Annotated in this window: 14 protein-coding genes; 13 read left to right on the top strand and 1 reads right to left on the bottom strand. The window is 49.0% G+C overall.

Going from position 1 to position 17,248, the window contains the following annotated elements:
- The first annotated feature begins 4 nt into the window (after positions 1 to 4).
- Together efeB and PTQ21_RS03230 are read left to right on the top strand one after the other, a co-directional pair.
- Complete coding sequence (gene efeB, locus PTQ21_RS03235) at positions 5 to 1,279, top strand: iron uptake transporter deferrochelatase/peroxidase subunit (protein ID WP_072733707.1); 1,275 nt, start codon at positions 5 to 7, stop codon at positions 1,277 to 1,279.
- Between the two features lie 53 nt (positions 1,280 to 1,332).
- A complete protein-coding gene (locus tag PTQ21_RS03230; protein ID WP_274568786.1) occupies positions 1,333 to 3,228 on the top strand; it encodes an FTR1 family iron permease in 1,896 nt (631 codons plus the stop codon).
- Between the two features lie 166 nt (positions 3,229 to 3,394).
- Here the strand turns inward: PTQ21_RS03230 and PTQ21_RS03225 are convergent, their stop codons facing one another.
- Positions 3,395 to 4,456 carry a LacI family DNA-binding transcriptional regulator gene (locus PTQ21_RS03225; RefSeq protein WP_090952136.1) on the bottom strand — a complete coding sequence of 354 codons (1,062 nt, stop codon included), beginning with the start codon at positions 4,454 to 4,456 and terminating at the stop codon, positions 3,395 to 3,397.
- A gap of 507 nt (positions 4,457 to 4,963) precedes the next feature.
- Between PTQ21_RS03225 and PTQ21_RS03220 the strand changes: the two genes are divergently transcribed.
- From PTQ21_RS03220 to PTQ21_RS03170, 11 genes are all read left to right on the top strand, one after another.
- Complete coding sequence (locus PTQ21_RS03220; RefSeq protein WP_240321538.1) at positions 4,964 to 5,857, top strand: ABC transporter permease; 894 nt, start codon at positions 4,964 to 4,966, stop codon at positions 5,855 to 5,857.
- 16 nt (positions 5,858 to 5,873) lie between these two features.
- Positions 5,874 to 6,755, top strand: coding sequence for a carbohydrate ABC transporter permease (locus PTQ21_RS03215; RefSeq protein WP_063567184.1), 882 nt, complete (start codon positions 5,874 to 5,876; stop codon positions 6,753 to 6,755).
- A gap of 56 nt (positions 6,756 to 6,811) precedes the next feature.
- On the top strand, positions 6,812 to 8,419 hold the full coding sequence (locus PTQ21_RS03210) for an ABC transporter substrate-binding protein (protein WP_079695532.1): 1,608 nt from the start codon (positions 6,812 to 6,814) through the stop codon (positions 8,417 to 8,419).
- 98 nt (positions 8,420 to 8,517) lie between these two features.
- Positions 8,518 to 9,999: a glycoside hydrolase family 32 protein gene (locus tag PTQ21_RS03205; protein ID WP_090952130.1), complete on the top strand. Its 1,482-nt coding sequence runs from the start codon at positions 8,518 to 8,520 to the stop codon at positions 9,997 to 9,999.
- Between the two features lie 19 nt (positions 10,000 to 10,018).
- Positions 10,019 to 10,912, top strand: coding sequence for an ROK family protein (locus PTQ21_RS03200; RefSeq protein ID WP_090952127.1), 894 nt, complete (start codon positions 10,019 to 10,021; stop codon positions 10,910 to 10,912).
- Positions 10,913 to 11,320: 408 nt separating this feature from the next.
- Positions 11,321 to 11,665 (top strand): Na-translocating system protein MpsC family protein, encoded by a 345-nt coding sequence (locus PTQ21_RS03195; protein WP_024632855.1) that lies wholly within the window; start codon positions 11,321 to 11,323, stop codon positions 11,663 to 11,665.
- 475 nt (positions 11,666 to 12,140) lie between these two features.
- Positions 12,141 to 13,211 carry an ABC transporter substrate-binding protein gene (locus PTQ21_RS03190; protein WP_063567243.1) on the top strand — a complete coding sequence of 357 codons (1,071 nt, stop codon included), beginning with the start codon at positions 12,141 to 12,143 and terminating at the stop codon, positions 13,209 to 13,211.
- A gap of 107 nt (positions 13,212 to 13,318) precedes the next feature.
- Positions 13,319 to 14,257, top strand: coding sequence for a nucleoside hydrolase (locus PTQ21_RS03185; RefSeq protein ID WP_072733701.1), 939 nt, complete (start codon positions 13,319 to 13,321; stop codon positions 14,255 to 14,257).
- Positions 14,258 to 14,538: 281 nt separating this feature from the next.
- Positions 14,539 to 15,357, top strand: a complete 819-nt coding sequence (locus PTQ21_RS03180) for an ABC transporter permease (RefSeq protein ID WP_063567190.1) — start codon at positions 14,539 to 14,541, stop codon at positions 15,355 to 15,357.
- 4 nt (positions 15,358 to 15,361) lie between these two features.
- Entirely contained in the window at positions 15,362 to 16,153 is a 792-nt protein-coding gene (locus tag PTQ21_RS03175) for an ABC transporter permease (RefSeq protein WP_024632851.1), read from the top strand.
- A gap of 18 nt (positions 16,154 to 16,171) precedes the next feature.
- A complete protein-coding gene (locus PTQ21_RS03170; protein WP_063567191.1) occupies positions 16,172 to 17,230 on the top strand; it encodes an ABC transporter ATP-binding protein in 1,059 nt (352 codons plus the stop codon).
- Positions 17,231 to 17,248: the final 18 nt, after the last annotated feature.

The following is a 17,248-nucleotide window of genomic DNA, read 5'->3' as shown; positions in this document are numbered from 1 at the left end:
AACAATGACTGAGCAGAAAAAGGATTCGCTGAAAAAGCCGTTGTCACGGCGTGAAATGCTGAAGCTGACCGGCGTGGCCGGATTGGGTCTGCTCTTGGGCGGAGGCGGTGCCAGCGGACTGATGGCGCTGGGCCGCAAAAGCAGTTCGGCGGTAGTGAAAGAGGCCGCGCCAGACAAGGGCCTGCCCTTCTATGGCAAGCATCAGGCGGGCATCACCACCCCGGCTCAGGATTTCATCTGCTTCGCTGCCTTTGATGTGACGGCGGGAAGTGCGGATGATCTCCGCCGTCTGTTCAAGAACTGGACGGCTGCCGCCGCTGCCATGGCCGCCGGAGAAATGATTGGCGAACATAATACAACGCTGAATACGCCCCCTACCGATACGGGCGAAGCGGCAGGCCTGACACCGTCACGAACCACGTTGACGTTTGGTGTGGGGCCCTCTTTGTTTGACGGGCGCTTCGGGCTGCAGGGCCGGAAGCCCAAGGGCCTGCGCGATCTGCCGGCATTCGCCGGAGATGCGCTGGACCCGCAGTGGTGTGGTGGCGACCTGTGCGTGCAAGTCTGCGCAGACGATATGCAGGTCGCCTTCCATGCCATCCGCAATCTCGCGCGCATCGCACGCGGGCATGCGGTATTGCGCTGGACGCAGGAAGGATTCCAGCGCACGGGCCGAGCTGACCCTGCGGGTGGAACACCGCGCAACTTGCTCGGCTTCAAGGATGGCACCGGCAATCCGGATACAACGGATGCCGTGCTGATGGACCAGACCGTCTGGGCGCAGCCTGCTGACGGTCCGGGATGGATGGCTGGCGGCAGCTATATGGCCGTCCGCCGGGTTCGTATGCGTGTGGAGGTGTGGGACCGCTCCACACTGAAAGACCAGGAGGCGACATTTGGCCGCCACCGGGATAGCGGAGCGCCGCTCGGCAGCCGCGGCGAGTTCGATCCGGTAGATCTGAAGGCCAAGTCTGCCGATGGACAGCCTGTCATTCCGGCAACGTCACATCTGCGTCTCGCGAAGGGTGATGGCAGTCAGCAAATTTTACGCCGCTCCTACTCGTATTCGAGTGGGCTCGATGCCAAGACCGGACAGCTGGATGCAGGTTTGCTGTTCATTAGTTATCAACGGGACCTGGAGAAGCAGTTTATTCCGATTCAGAAACGACTGGCAAAGAACGACAAGCTGAACGAATATACCGTGCACACAGGCAGTGCTGTATTTGCCTGTTTCCCGGGGATTACGAATGGCGGATATATTGGGGACACCTTGATTTAGTAGAAGGTTAGATGGCACTGATCGGTTTCAGAGGAATGGGGAGGATGACAAAGATGAGCAGGATCGCAGATCGGAAGGCGCAGAAGCGGCTGCTGCACAAAGGAAGGTTGATGCGCTCCTTGCTGATGCTGCTGGTGTTTCTGATGGTGGGGTCCAGTGTAATTCGTTTACCGGGCATGCCACACGCTTCTGCTGAGGGGCTCCAAAACAATGAGCAGTCCGTGCAAAAACAACTGGATAGTCTATTGCCGCCTGTGGGCAGCGCCTTGGTTGAAGCGGGACAGGGCAAGCTGGCAGAAGCCACGGAGGACGTCGCCGAATTCCGGCAACTGTGGGATGCTGCCAGCACGTTGGTGCCGGAGCAGAACGCAGATCAGGTTGCGACGACCGCCAGCGTTGTAGTTGAAGCTTTGTCTAAAGCGGAACAGGCACTGTCGGGCAATGATTCTGATGCTGCCAAGAAAGCATTGGCGGATCTTGCCCGTGCGACCAATCAGTACATTGAGGCGTTTCAGGGTGCGGAAGAGAGCAGCGACGCAGGCCGTAAAGCGGCCGGAAGGCTGCTGCCAGACGCACGTAAAAGTTTGAGTGCAATGGAACAGGGCGATTGGACCCAGGCAGAGCTTGCCTATAAACGGATTGTTACGGCCTGGAAAGGCACCGAAGCTCCGATCCGTCAGGATCATTTTGGCGTATACAGCCAGTTGGAAAAAGACATCAGCCTGGTTCGTATTTCAATGCAGGCCGAGCCCCGCAAGGAAGAACAGGCAACAGAGCGTATGCAGGAACTAGTCACGTTGCTCACGGACTACAGTGCAGGGACACTCAAGGAAGGGGAAGTTGAGGATACGTCAGCATCCTCTGGTGTTTCTTCATTGTCCGACCTGCTGAAATTACTGGAGCAAATAGAGCAGCAGATCCAAGCCGGGGATACCACTTCTGCTGCAACGGGATTGGAGCAGTTTATCGTGGCCTGGCCTTTGGTTGAAGGTCAGGTACAAATATCATCTCCCGCTTCATATACGGCCATTGAGAATGAAATGGCGGAAGCATCCGGATATGTCGTCTCCAATCCGCCCAATACGGCGAAGGCAACCGAGGTTGTAACCCGCATGATCAATCGGCTGGAGCCGTTAACGGCTACTACCTCATACACGGCATGGGATGCAGCATTGATCCTGCTTCGCGAAGGATTGGAAGCCATTCTGGTACTGGCTGCATTGCTCGCTTATGCCAAGAAAAGTGGCGAGACTGCGGCCCGGCGCTGGATCTGGGCTGGTGCCGGTAGTGGTCTGCTGCTTAGTGCGGCGCTGGCCGTTGTACTGTCGCTGACCCTTGCTGTGGCATCATCGGGTAGCACACGGGAGATGATTGAGGGGTATACGGGGCTTGCAGCCGTTGTACTAATGTTGACGGTTGGACATTGGATGCATAGCAAATCGAATACCCGCTCCTGGAATAGTTATGTACAGCGACAGGTAGGTGGTGCACTGGCAAGGGGGAGTCTGTGGTCACTCTTTGCTGTGGCGGGACTCGCCATCTTGCGAGAAGGTGCGGAGACTGCGATCTTTTATATTGGCATGGCGCCTGCAATTGATACCTCGCAGATGTTGATCGGTATGGGGGCAGCATTGCTCATCCTGATTGTATTGGCTGTGGCCATTATTCAGTTCAGTGTACGTCTGCCTGTACGATGGTTTTTCCTGACCGCTACGCTGCTGATTTATTATCTGGTATTTCGTTTCCTTGGAGAGAGTATTCACTCCCTTCAAGTCTCAGCAGCGCTGGGGGCTCATGTTGTGCCGAGTCTGCCAACGATTGGCTGGCTTGGCATGTATCCGACATGGGAGACCTTTATTCCACAACTCGTTGTTCTGGTCTTTATGATCTTTAATTTGATTCGCACAGAGGTACGTTCGGCCAAAGGAGCATCCAAGGCATCCGTGTAGCACGGAGCTACGAATGTTGGTTAAAGGCTGCGTCCTGTTCGCATCATATTGTGAATGCATCATACAAAGGGCATATAGAAGTCCCTTTAAAAAAAGCCGTATCCTTCACGATCTACTCTGCGTGAAAGATACGGCTATTTATTTTTTTAGAGATTCATGAGATAAGTTAAACGGTTTGTGGATTGGCATTCATAAGTGTGGGAGTGGACTCCCGTATGATCGGTTTGGTCACGATATGCGAGACCTGATAAGGCTGTGACGGATGATCAATCCGGGATAACAGCATCTCCGCAGCCTTGATGCCCATTTCGTTGCTGTAGATATGAACCGTCGTTAATGCAGGCTCAATAATCCGTGATTCAGGTGCGTTATCAAAGCCGCATATGACGATATCCTGCGGCACTGTAACACTCCTCGCTCTCAAAGCTCTGATGAGATCGACTGCGATAAAGTCGTTGGCACACACATACGCATCAGGCAGTGACTTCATCTCCGCTACTCGCTCGTTCAACCAGCCGGGCTTCGAGAAGAACAGGCGGTCATCATCCACAATGCATTCGGATGGATCGACCTGCAGGCCCGCTTCCAGCATGGCCCGCTGATACCCTACCCAACGTTCATTAAAGCTTTTGCAATGATTGTAATCCCCGGCAAATCCAATATGGTTATAACCGCTCTCAATTAACTTTCTGGTTAACTGGTACGTGCTGTGCTCATTCTCCATCAGCAGCAAATCTGCATGAAATTCCGGAAAACATATGTCAGAAGCGCAATCGATGAAGATTGTGGGAATTCCCAGATCGGTAATAAGCTGCGTATATTTCAGATCGAACAATTCAATGCAGATGATGCCATCTACGTTGGAAATATCAAAATTGTTAGGAAGTGTAAGTGAATCCTGATCAACCTCACGCACAATATGAATGGAGAGATTGTACCCCTCTGCGCTGATTCTTTTCTCCAGACCGCTGATTAACATTGAACCAAAGTGAGATGTATTGGGCAGATTTTCCGTTAACAGGGCGATATTGCTTGGAGCTTTGGTTAGAACATGCTCATTTTCCATATAGGCAAACTGTTTATATTTAAGTTCAATTGCTTTTTTAATTACACGATTACGTGTCTCATCCGGGATGTTTCCGCTATCATTCAAGGCTTTGGAAGCTGTATTCCGGGAGATGCCCAAAGCATCCGCGATGTCCTGTATCGTAACCTTTTCTTTTGCCATCTAGTGCTTCACCTCTAATGATCATATGGTCGTCCATAGTATTATCTTAGTCAAATGTATAATAGATCGAAACAAATAGCAATCTCAATTTTACATATGCACAATTTAGTTTACATTTTTAATTCAGATAATGCGCTATTATTTATATTCAGAAGTTTCGTTACAAATGATAATTAGTACAAAATATCCTACCTCTGATAAGGAAAATGACAGGTTGAAGGCTAAATAGTAAACGTTATATATACCATTTAATGCACATTCATAACTCAAAAAACACACAAAATGTTATCAAATGCACAATTATTTTTTTACAAAATGTATTGACTAATGCCTAGATTACCTGCTAAATTGTAAATTATTAAATGAGCAATTGTAAATATTGAAAGCCCTTACTACAAACAATTGTCAACTTCAGGAATGAACGGAGGTCATGTGTTGGATAACACGGTGGATACCAAAAAGGGTACAGGAAGGGCGTTGAAAGAGAGGACATCAACCGGTCACAGGATGCAGCAGTTCAAAAAGAATTATTTTTTGTATTTGTTACTCGCACCAGCTCTGATCCTGACCCTTATCTTCAAATACATCCCGATGTACGGAGCCATTATCGCATTTAAGGATTTTAGTCCAATCAAAGGCATCATGGGCAGTGAGTGGGTAGGACTGAAGCATTTCGAGAAATTTATAGCTTCACCCAATTTCGATATCATTTTAATGAATACGCTTAAACTGAGCTTTTTGGGGTTGATATTCAGTTTTCCGGTGCCCATTCTACTTGCTCTTATGCTCAATCAGGTACGTAAAGCTGGAGTGAAAAAAAATATTCAATTGTTTCTGTATGCACCCAACTTCATATCGGTTGTTGTCGTTGTGGGTATGCTGTTCATCTTCCTATCCCCGACAGGACCGGTTAACCAATTCGCGACATGGATTACCGGTCATCCAATCATGTTCATGTCCGAGCCGGAATATTTCCGCTGGATCTACATTTTGTCGGATATTTGGACCGGAGCAGGCTGGGCTTCCATCATTTATGTCGCTGCTTTGGCCAATGTCGATCCGGAACTTCACAATGCAGCCAATCTGGATGGAGCCAATCTACTTCAGCGTATTCGCCACATCGACCTTCCGACGATTCGTCCGATTATGGCTATCGTATTTATTCTTGCCGCTGGCGGAATCATGTCGATTGGATTTGAGAAGGCCTACCTGATGCAGACGTCCATGAACCTGCCTTCCTCCGAGATCATTGCCACGTATGTCTACAAGGTGGGCTTGCAGTCCGGAGATTACGCTTATTCTGCGGCAGTGGGATTGTTCAACTCGGTCATCAATGTCATTTTGCTGGTGACTGTGAATCTGATTGTGAAGAAATTGAATGAAGGCGAAGGCCTCTATTAGGAAAGGAGTATTATCCATGGTAGTCAAACACACGGGAATGGATCGTCTGATCCTCGCACTGAACGCCATCTTTCTCACCTGTGCTGTACTGGTTGTGGTCGTTCCTTTGATTTACATCGTTATCGCCTCATTTATGGACCCTACTGTGCTGCTGAATCGGGGATTGTCCTTCAATGTATCCGACTGGAGTCTGGACGGGTATCAGATGATTCTATCCAATCCGGCCATGATTCGAGGATTTGCCAATGCGGTGCTGTACTCGGTTTCCTTTGCACTCGTGACGGTGACCGTCTCCATATTTGCAGGGTATGCCTTATCTGATGATAGGCTGGCTGGGCGAGGGTTTTTCATGATTATATTTATCATCACGATGTTCTTCGGTGGCGGTTTGATCCCTACCTATCTGCTTGTTCGTAATCTCGGCATGCTGGACACGGTATGGGCCATTATCATCCCAGGCGCAGTCAACGTATGGAACATCATTCTCTCCAGAACCTTCTTCAAAGGGGTACCGCGAGAACTGAGAGAAGCCGCCAATGTGGATGGCGCCTCCGAGATGAAGATTTTCTTCCAGATCGTCATTCCGTTATCAAAACCTATCATTTTTGTCCTCGCGTTGTACGCGTTTGTAGGGCAGTGGAATTCCTATTTTGACGCCATGATCTATCTGGACAACCCGAACCTTCATCCGTTACAGCTCGTTCTGCGCTCCATTCTGATTCAGAATCAGGCTGCACCGGGCATGATCAGTGATCAGCTTGCGATGGCAGAACTGAAACGGCTCTCGGAAATGATCAAATATTCAGCCATTGTCATTTCGAGTCTGCCACTCATCATCATGTATCCGTTCTTTCAGAAATATTTCGAAAAAGGTGTCATGGTAGGTTCGCTCAAATAGTGAACAGCCTGAAATATATCGCGCTCGATCCAACATAATCCACGGAGGTCATTATCATGAAAAAAGTGAACAAGTCCAGAAAAGCCGCTACAACGGCATCCATTTCCATGTTGTCAGCTATGCTCCTGCTCTCGGCTTGTGGCGGGGGAGGAGGCGGTGCAGCGAGTGAAGCTCAGTCACCTGATGGCAAAGTGACATTGAATTTTATAACACAGAGCTCTCCCCTGGCTCCGTCTGATCCGAACGAGAAGCTGATTAACAAGAGACTCGAAGAGAAAACCAATGTGCATATCAACTGGAAGAACTATACGAGTGATGTGTTCGCGGAAAAAAGAAACCTGGCGGTAGCCAGCGGTGATTTGCCGGATGCTATTTTTGACGCAGGTTATGGGGATTATGATCTCCTGAAACTGGCGAAGGACGGGGCCATCATTCCACTGGAAGACCTGATTGAGCAATACATGCCGAATCTGCAAAAGGTGCTGGAGGAAGCTCCCGAATACAAAAGCATGATTACAGCTCCAGACGGACATATTTATTCCTTTCCCTGGATTGAGGAGCTCGGAAGTGGCAAGCAGCGCATACAGGCGGTTGATGACTTGCCCTGGATCAATGTGGAGTGGCTGAACAAGCTTGGATTGAAGATGCCAACGACGACCGAAGAGCTGAAACAAGTGCTGATTGCGTTCAAAACCCAGGATCCCAACGGTAATGGTAAGGCGGACGAAATCCCGTTGTCTTTCATTAACAAGCCTGGCGGAGAAGATCTGACATTTCTCTTTGCCGCATTTGGACTTGGAGAGAACTCGGATCACACGGTTGTAACCAACGATGGAAAAGTGGTATTCACGGCAGCTGATGAAGGCTACAAGGAAGCGGTCAAATATATTCACGAATTGGTTCAGGAAGGTCTCGTGGACATCGAAGCGTATCAGCAGGATTGGAATACGTATCTGGCCAAGGGCAAAGACAACAAGTATGGCATGTACTTCACTTGGGATAAGGCCAACATTACAGGCATGAATGATACCTATGATGTTCTGCCTCCGGTTGCCGGGCCCAATGGAGAGGTTAATGTTGCACGTACGAATGGTATTGGTCTCGACCGCGGACGTATGGTTATTACGAGTAGCAATAAAAATCTGGAATCCACGGCGAAGTGGGTGGACCAATTGTACGATCCGCTCCAATCCGTGCAGAACAACTGGGGAACCTACGGCGATGAGACACAGCAGAATATATTTGAATTCGATGAAGCCAAAGGCATGCTGAAGCATCTTCCGCTGGAAGGCTCTGCACCTGTTGAGCTCAGACAGAAAACGAGTATATCAGGACCACTGGCCATTCTCGACAGTTACTATGATAAATACACGACCAAACCGGATGATGCCGCATGGCGTATGGAATTGCTTGACAAAGTTATGGTTCCACATATGAAAGCAGAAAACGTCTATCCAAAAGTGTTCTTCTCGATTGATGAACTCGACCGCCTCTCCACGATTGAGACCGATCTGTTCGCCTATGTGCTGCGTATGCGCACGGAATGGTATCAGAACGGAAAGATCGATCAGGAGTGGGATGCTTATCTGAAAGAGCTGGATCGTCTTGGCTTGCAAGAGTGGCTTCAAATTAAACAAGCGGGATATGACCGCAATACCCAATAAAACAAACTCGATGAGGAGACTCTGCCGTACATAGCATTAAGGTGCGTGAGTGAAGCAAGTCTCCTCTTCAACGGTTTGAATCAAAGGAGTAAACCAACATGTCTACCATTTCAACAACGGATTACCGGGGCGCCTATCACTTCTCGCCCAAGAAAAATTGGATGAATGACCCCAACGGTATGGTATTTTTCAAAGGCGAGTATCACTTGTTCTATCAGCATCATCCATTTGGCACAACATGGGGACCGATGCATTGGGGACACGCGGTGACCAAGGACCTGGTTACCTGGGAAGAGCTGCCTGTGGCTTTGGCGCCGGATGAGCATGGCATGATATTCTCCGGCAGCGCCGTGGTGGACTGGAACAATACGTCCGGATTCTTTGACGATGAGCCAGGACTTGTGGCTATTTTCACCCATCATCAGGAGGTGCCTAACAATCCTCCCGTTCAGTCTCAGAGCCTCGCATATAGCAAGGATAGCGGCAGAACATGGATGAAATACGAGGGCAATCCGGTACTGGAGCATGAGTCGTTCGTGGATTTCCGTGATCCCAAAGTGTTCTGGCATGAACAGACCAAGGAATGGATTATGATTATCGCTTGTGGTCAAACGGTATGTCTGTACCATTCCCCCAATCTGAAGGATTGGACACTGGGCAGTGAATTCGGCGCAGGGATCGGTTCGCATGATGGCGTATGGGAGTGCCCTGATCTGTTCCCGCTGGCCGTGGATGGAGATGCGAGCCAGGAGAAATGGGTGATGCTCGTCAGCATTGGTGCAGATCCGGCCTTCAAAGAAGGCTCCAGAACGCAATACTTCACCGGAGATTTTGATGGCATTACATTTGTTCCTGATGAAGCTTCCCATACCGTTCGCTGGCTTGATCATGGTCGGGATAACTACGCAGGGGTCAGTTGGTCCGACATTCCGGCCGAAGACGGCAGACGTCTGTTTATGGGCTGGATGAGCAACTGGATGTATGCCAATCAGACACCAACCGAAGCATACCGCGGCGCGATGACCATTGCGAGAGAGCTGACATTGGAGAAAAGGGACGGAGAAGTCCTGCTGGTTCAGCGTCCTGTACGCGAGCTGGAGCACGCACGCACGCCAGTACTGTCCTTACAGAATACTTCTATTAGACAAGTGAGTGAGCAGTTGAACACCTTGGGCCTTGTAAACTATGAGATTCATGCGGAATGGCCTTCTGATCAATCTGTTCAATTTGCATTACGAAGTGGTGCGGACAATGAAACTCTCATCGGCGTGGACGTTCGTCAGAATGAGGTATATGTTGATCGCAGTCGATCGGGTATTATCGATTTTCATGAACATTTCCTGGGTCGCCATGCAGCTGGATTAAAAGCAGTGGACGGCAACCAACATCTGCGTATCTTTGTGGATTACTCATCCGTAGAGGTATTTGCCAATGACGGTCAAGCGGTGATTACCGATCTGATCTATCCGGATGCGGGTTCTGAGGGAATCTCTGTTCAGTCCGAAAATAAGGATGTAGTATTTGCTTCGCTTCATATCTACGAGCTATCCCCTATCCGAGCTGAAGTCCAATTGAAATGAGCACTAGGGGGACAGCAAGATGCGTATAGGAGCAATAGAAGCCGGTGGAACAAAGTTTGTATGTGGTGTAGGTAATGAGCGAGGGGGAATTGAAGATTGGTGCAGCTTTCCAACGGAACATCCAGAGACCACACTGGCGAAGGTTATTGACTATTTCAGGGATAAAGGAGTAGCCGCAATCGGAATCGGCTCCTTTGGTCCGATTGATCTGCAACCGGATAGCCCCACCTGTGGTTACATTACAACAACGCCCAAGCCAGGGTGGGGAAACTGTAATGTTATTGGAACCTTGAAGCGCGAATTCCCGATTCCCTTCGGATGGGATACGGATGTGAATGCAGCGGCCCTTGGAGAAGTCACTTGGGGAGCAGCAAAGGGATTGGAAAACTGTGTGTATTATACAATCGGCACAGGTGTTGGGATTGGACTTGTAGCGGGAGGTAAACGTGTGCATGGATTGCTGCACCCAGAGGGTGGGCACATCCGGACGAGACGGCACCCGGAGGATCATTTTGCCGGATTATGTCCGTATCATGGCGATTGCTTGGAGGGCATGGCTGCGGGGCCAGCCATTCAAGCCCGTTGGCAGAGCCCTGGCAGCGAACTGCCGGCAGACCACCCTGCCTGGGAGATCGAATCCTTTTACATTGCGGAGTCCATCACGACAGCCATTCTGCTTCATTCCCCGCAAAAGGTCATCTTGGGCGGAGGGGTGATGCAGCAAAGTCATCTGTTCCCCATGATCCGGGAGCGGGTTGTACGAAATCTGAATGGTTATGTGAATGCAGCCTCAATAACGCAACATATCGATCAATATATTGTCCAGCCGGGATTGGGCCAGCACGCAGGACTATGCGGTGCGCTTGCATTGGGTTTAGAGGCATTGCAGCAACATCCAACGTCGGCTTTATAATTTCTTATATTAATAATGTCCCAGAAGGGACGGATGCAGGTTCACTTGGCTATGTGACCTCACCGTCCTTTGTGGGATTTTTGTCTCATTTACTACAAGAAAAAGTACGCCACGGTTCAAGGCGGATCAGGAAAAGGTGATGCTCAGTCGTTTTGAGTTTCATCCAGAGAACGAGTATCAAAATTGGGTTTTTAAGCAAGAATAATAGAGAAAAGAGATACAGGTAACGCTAAGCACGCTCACGGTGAATATTTACGAATTGTTTTCGCTAGTTTATACCTATCGTTCGCTTTTATGTGTTATTTGCATGTTAACTATATCTTTTGGGTTGCCTAAAATCGTAGATATATGTATAATCAATCGTGTTAACACGTCGAACGTACGGTAGTAAATGATGTGGGTGAGTTCATGGAACTGCTGGACAGCAATGAGAGCAAGAAGAAGATGTGCCAGTATTATAACGAAATTTCGAAGGAACTGTTCGGCTTTGGGACCACTCTCCTGAGAGTGACCATTGATCAGAACATTGTAACCTTCTACGCGAAGCACCGACGTTCACCGCGCTCTGACGCCCTGGAAGGGGAGGCCCCCGGCTTGAAGCTGGAAGTGGACTTCCGCATGTCTGTCTTGTATAAGAAGAAATTCAGGGAGAAGTTGGAGCAGCACATGGGTTTGCCAATCGAAGCTGTATTACGGGATTACGATGCGTCCACGCAGTGGGCCATCACGAATGTGATATTGGAACAAGCATAGGATGGATCGACAGGTTCGATGCATGCGGTGCGAACGATTCTAATTCATCATTCGGATTCCAAACAATTTCATATGATGGCGTCTGACTTCGGATTGATTCTGAAGCAGAAACCGATGATGTACCGGCAGCGGGTGTCGCTTTCCTTTGTTTACGAAGAAAAGTGTTCTTGTTTATACAAGAATGCTTTTCTTTTTGTTTTTTAAGTTGAACTAGCCCTAAATAACGCATGTACCCTTCGAAAATCAGAAGACCTTCCGATCGCTGTTATCCCCAGATTTCTTTTATTCCCTTTAATAAAGGTAGAAATCTTGTGATAGCTTATGCTTTCGAAGAAGCTTTCTTTCAGAAAGCTTTTAGGCGAACACTTCGTTTCTCCAGGTTCTTTCTGTTTTCTAGGTGAAATGCGTTATCAAGCTAGTTCAACTTAATGGTTTGGGTTGTTAAATCACACATATCAGGGGGAATCAGATCATGATGAAAAAGTGGATTAGCGGTTTGGCGGCAGTGGCAATGACATCGGTATTACTTGCAGGTTGCGGCAGCAGCACAGAGAACGCAACAGGCGGATCAGGCAGCGGAGGCACGGCGCCAACTAAGCTGGTCATCTCCACTTGGGGGTTCTCGGAAGATTTCTTCAATGAAGAAGTATTTGGTCCATTTGAAAAAGAACATAATGTAGACATCGTGCTTGAAGTGGGTAACAACGCTGAGCGTTTGAACAAAATCCGCCAAGGTACATCCAATGTGGATGTGATCTATTTGTCCGATTACTATGCACAGCAAGGTATTGATGAAGGTTTGTTTGAGAAAATCGACCGCTCCAAAATTCCGAATGTGAATGATATTTATGATATTGCCAAAGCACCGCTTGGCGAAGATTACGGCCCGGCCTATACGGTTGGACAGCTCGGAATCGCTTATAATCCAGACCTCGTTAACAAAGAAGTCACTTCATGGGCAGATCTGTGGGACCCGGCGTTTGCGGGTAACCTGACCATTCCGAATATTACGGCAACAGCAGGCCCAATGGTATTGGATGCAGCTTCCCGTGTAGCCGGAAACGAAACGTTTAATGAAGATGCAGCATTTGCGGAACTGAAAAAATTAAGCAGCAACGTTGTTAAATTCTACACGCAAACTTCCGAATTCGTGAACATGTTCTCCCAAGAAGAGATTGCGGGCGGACCGATTATGGAAATGTACTTCAAAGACCTGAAAGCTGCAGTTCCAAATGCGAAGTTTGTTACACCTAGCGAAGGTGCATATGCAGTCATGAATACGATCAATGTCGTGAAAGGCAGTAAGAACAAAGAACTCGCCGAAGAATTCATCAACTGGCAGTTGAGCCAGGATGTACAAACCAAATCCGCCAAAGCTAAAGTGGACTCCCCGGTAAATACGAAGGTTGAATTGAATGCCGAAGAAGCTGAAGGCGTAACATATGGTGCGGACGTAGTTGGCAAGCTGAACAAGCTGGATATGGAATTTGTGAATCAACAGGCTAAAGCATGGACAGATCGTTGGAACCGCGAGATTGCACAATAAGCATAATTAGCGTTAGAACGATAAGGTTTAGAGACAGGTATAGATTGTGCTCGACAAACAAAAATTTGCAGCAAGCAATCATTGAACGACAGAGGAGTTGGGAATGTATGAGTGAAACAGGAAATCGCATCATTCTGGATGTGGATACCGGTATTGATGACGCGCTGGCCATCTTGCTGGCCGTCAAGAGTCGGAAGCTGGACATTCTCGGAATTACCACGGTCTGTGGGAATGTATCGCTCCAGCAGGCAACGGATAATACATGCAAAATTCTCGAGCTGGTGGGAGCACCCTCCATTCCGGTCATTGCCGGAGCGGCTGGGCCACTCACACGCAAGTCTCACTATGAGCACCGGGTACATGGGCAAGACGGATTGGGTGGTGCGCTGCCCGATCCGGCCGTGTCCAAGCAGGCTGATGAAGGTTTTGCCCCGGAATTTATCGTTGAACAAGCGAAGTTGTACCCAGGCGAACTAACATTGATTATGACTGCGCCGTTAACGAATCTGGCGCTTGCGTTAATGAAGTGTCCTGAGCTGCCTACATTATTGAAGGAAGTCATCTTCATGGGTGGCGTCGTTCGTGGACATGGCAATGTTACCCCTACTGCGGAGTACAACACGTACGCCGATCCCGAAGCCGCACGCATTGTATTGCACGCAGGTTTCGAGAAGCTTACGCAGGTGGGCTTGGATGTTACCCGCCAAACGCTGCTGAATGAAGAAGCCATCGGACGATTAACTGATCCGGTATTGCGCGATTACGTGGCACAGAGCACGGAGATTTACATCAAGCGGTATGAAGAAATGAACGGCATACGCGCCTGTGCCCTGCATGATCCACTGGCCGTTGGTGTCGCTCTTGCCCCGGAACTGGTTGGACGCAAATCGTATTACGTTGATGTAGAGACGGCCAGCCGTTTGTGCGATGGTCAAATGGTATGTGACTTCCAAAACCGTTTGGGTGAACAGCCTAACACATTGGTATGCGAAACGGTAGATGCCGAAGCATTTCTTGAGTTGTTTATTAATGCGTTAAATGCGTAGCTATGATCTTCACGGCATTGGGGTATAGTCTAAAAATCATTCCTTACGTATTTCGCTGGTAGTGGAGGGGACGAAATCGATTCTGTAGAAGCGAAGCGTTCGCCTTTATCCTTGGATTTTTCCTTCTAACAGAAGGCGATCAAGAAAATCCAAGGATAACAGCGATCGAAAGAACGATTCGTAACCGTAACGGTTGGTGCGACGAACGTATAGCATTTATTTTGAAATGTGCTCCAATGAAACGTGTGATTAAAACCATTTTATAAGTCAGGAGTACCGCGATGAAGAAATCAGTATACTGGCTATTGCTGCCGGGATTTGTGTTTTTGGCGGCATTTATGATCATTCCGATTGTCCTGACGATCGGATCGACGTTTTTTCAAGAAAACTCCTTCACGTTTGAAGGATATATGCATTTTTTCAGAGACCCTTACTTTTTGAAAATATTGCTTACGACGCTGCAGGTCAGCGTGGTCACCACCATCGTCTGCGTGGTGCTCGGATTCCCGACAGCTTATTATATTTCACAGAAAGCGCCGCGCCGCAAAGGCATTCTGCTTGCGTTGGCAATCTTCCCACTGCTGACGAGCCCGGTTGTGCGCTCGTTTAGCTGGATGATTATTCTGGGACGCAAAGGGCTGATTAACAACGCCCTTGTTGGGCTTGGTATCGTGGACAAGCCGCTGGATATTCTTTATACGCCGGCAGCCATGATGATTGGTTTGACCCATCTGTTCCTGCCACTTATGATCATTTCCCTGGTCGGTGTGCTTGAGAACATCGATGGTGATCTGCTCAAGGCAGCACAGAGTTTGGGTGCATCCCGCTTCACGGCATTTCGCCGGGTGGTGTTCCCGCTGGCTGTGCCAGGGCTCGTTATCGGAGCCGTACTTGTTTTTGTCGGAAGCCTGACGGCTTATACAACGCCTGCACTATTGGGAGGCAAACAGCGTGTAATTGCGACGTTCCTCTATCAGAACGCCATGACCCTGAACGACTGGTATCTGGCCTCGGTCGTTGCTGCGATTATGATTGTCATTACGTTTGTCGTGGTCGGTGTCATGAACAAAATGGCCAAAACTTTAAATCCGAAGGGGTAGACATATGCGGGAGAAACATATCGGGCTGGGCCTGTTCAGTCTGCTGGTCTTTATCTTTCTGCTGGGCCCGCTTCTGATCATCTCGGTGACTTCGTTTGAACCGGGGACGGTACTCAAATTTCCGCCGGAGGGCTTTTCCCTCCGCTGGTACGAGAATATTTTCAACACAGGCGGTTTCCTCCGCACGTTCCAGACGTCCATCATCATTTCCCTACTGGGGAATTTGCTGGCGCTGTTGCTCGGGGTTCCAGCTGCGTACGCACTTAGTCGTTATGATTTCAAGGGCAAGTCCGTGCTGAATGCATTGTTCTTGTCTCCGGTACTCATTCCGGGAATCGTGCTTGGTTTTACATTGATGAAATACCTCATCGTGATCTATCATCTGCCGATGTATTTGGGTTTGCTGATCGGTCACACGATTATTATGCTTCCATTTATCATTCGCGTTATCGCATCGAGTCTGTCGAGCTTTGACTTTGCGGTAGAAGAAGCAGCCCTGAGTCTCGGCGCGGGACGGGTAAGAACATTCTTCCAGATCGTGCTGCCTAACATTCGCTCAGGAATTCTCGCTGCGGTGCTGATTGCCTTTTTGGAGTCGTTCAACAACGTGGACATTTCCGTGTTTATGACCGGACCAGGGGTAAGCACATTGCCAATTCAGATGCTGACCTATGTAGAAAATTATTTTGACCCAACCATTGCAGCCATTTCCGTGCTTTTGATGGTATTAACTGGACTTTTAATGTTCGTGATCGAACGGATCATGGGCGGATTCTCATACTTTACTAAACGTTAATTGGAGGCGCAGAACGCTATGGCATTGCTGACATTGGATCGCGTATCGGTGGCTTACGATAACCAGACGATCCTGAAGGATTTTCAATTGGAGCTGGAAAAAGGTAAGCTGCTCTCCCTGCTCGGACCGAGCGGTTGCGGCAAAACAACTACGCTGCGCCTCATCGCCGGATTCCTGGAAGCAACACAGGGTAAGTTTATGTTCGGCGGCAAGGATTATACGAAGGTTCCGGTAAACAAGCGGAATTTCGGATTTGTATTTCAGAGTTATGCGCTGTTCCCGCATCTGTCTGTCTATGACAACGTGGCCTTCGGCCTGCGGATGCGCAAGGTAAAAGACAAGGATATTTCTTCACGCGTAATGCGCATCCTTGAAGTGGTGAACCTGAACGGCTTCGAGAAACGCTTCCCGCAGGAACTGTCCGGTGGACAGCGTCAGCGTGTGGCGATTGCCCGCGCACTCGTCATTGAACCGGATTTGCTGTTGTTTGATGAACCGCTCAGTAACCTGGATGCCAACCTGCGGCTGAATATGCGGGTGGAGATCCGCCGGATTCAGCAGGAACTGGGCATTACGACGCTTTATGTCTCTCATGATCAGGAGGAGTGCTTCTCCATCTCGGATCAGGTAGCGATTATGAACAAAGGCGTTGTCGAGCAGCTCGACCGCCCGGAGACGATTTTTAAATACCCGGCCACAGAATTTGTAGCCCAATTTATCGGCTTCCACAATTTTATTGAATTCGCAGAGCGCAGTGATGCAGGAGAGGTGATCACGCTGAAAGCGGGTGGTCGTTTGTTCACGGCAACAGCGCATCCCGGAACAGCACGTCCCGGTGCACGCAAAGGTGCGATTCGTCCGGATGATCTGATGGTTAGCGGAGATACCTCTGGGGACATGGCAAATGCTTTGCCAGGGATTATCAAAGTAAGCACGTATCTTGGACGCAGTTATCAGTACGTCATTGAGACAGAACTTGGCGACTTCACAGCCAATCAGGAGATGGAGACACCTTATCTCAGCGGACAGCGGGTTAATCTGATTTTCCCGCAGGATAAACTTGTCCTTGTGGAATAGCCGCAGGAAGCAGAAGCA

Origin of the sequence: Paenibacillus marchantiae (assembly GCF_028771845.1) — a bacterium.
GTDB classification, from domain to species: domain Bacteria; phylum Bacillota; class Bacilli; order Paenibacillales; family Paenibacillaceae; genus Paenibacillus; species Paenibacillus marchantiae.
The sequence above is the reverse complement of the archived record's forward strand: the minus strand, read 5'-3'. Positions and strand labels throughout refer to the sequence as shown.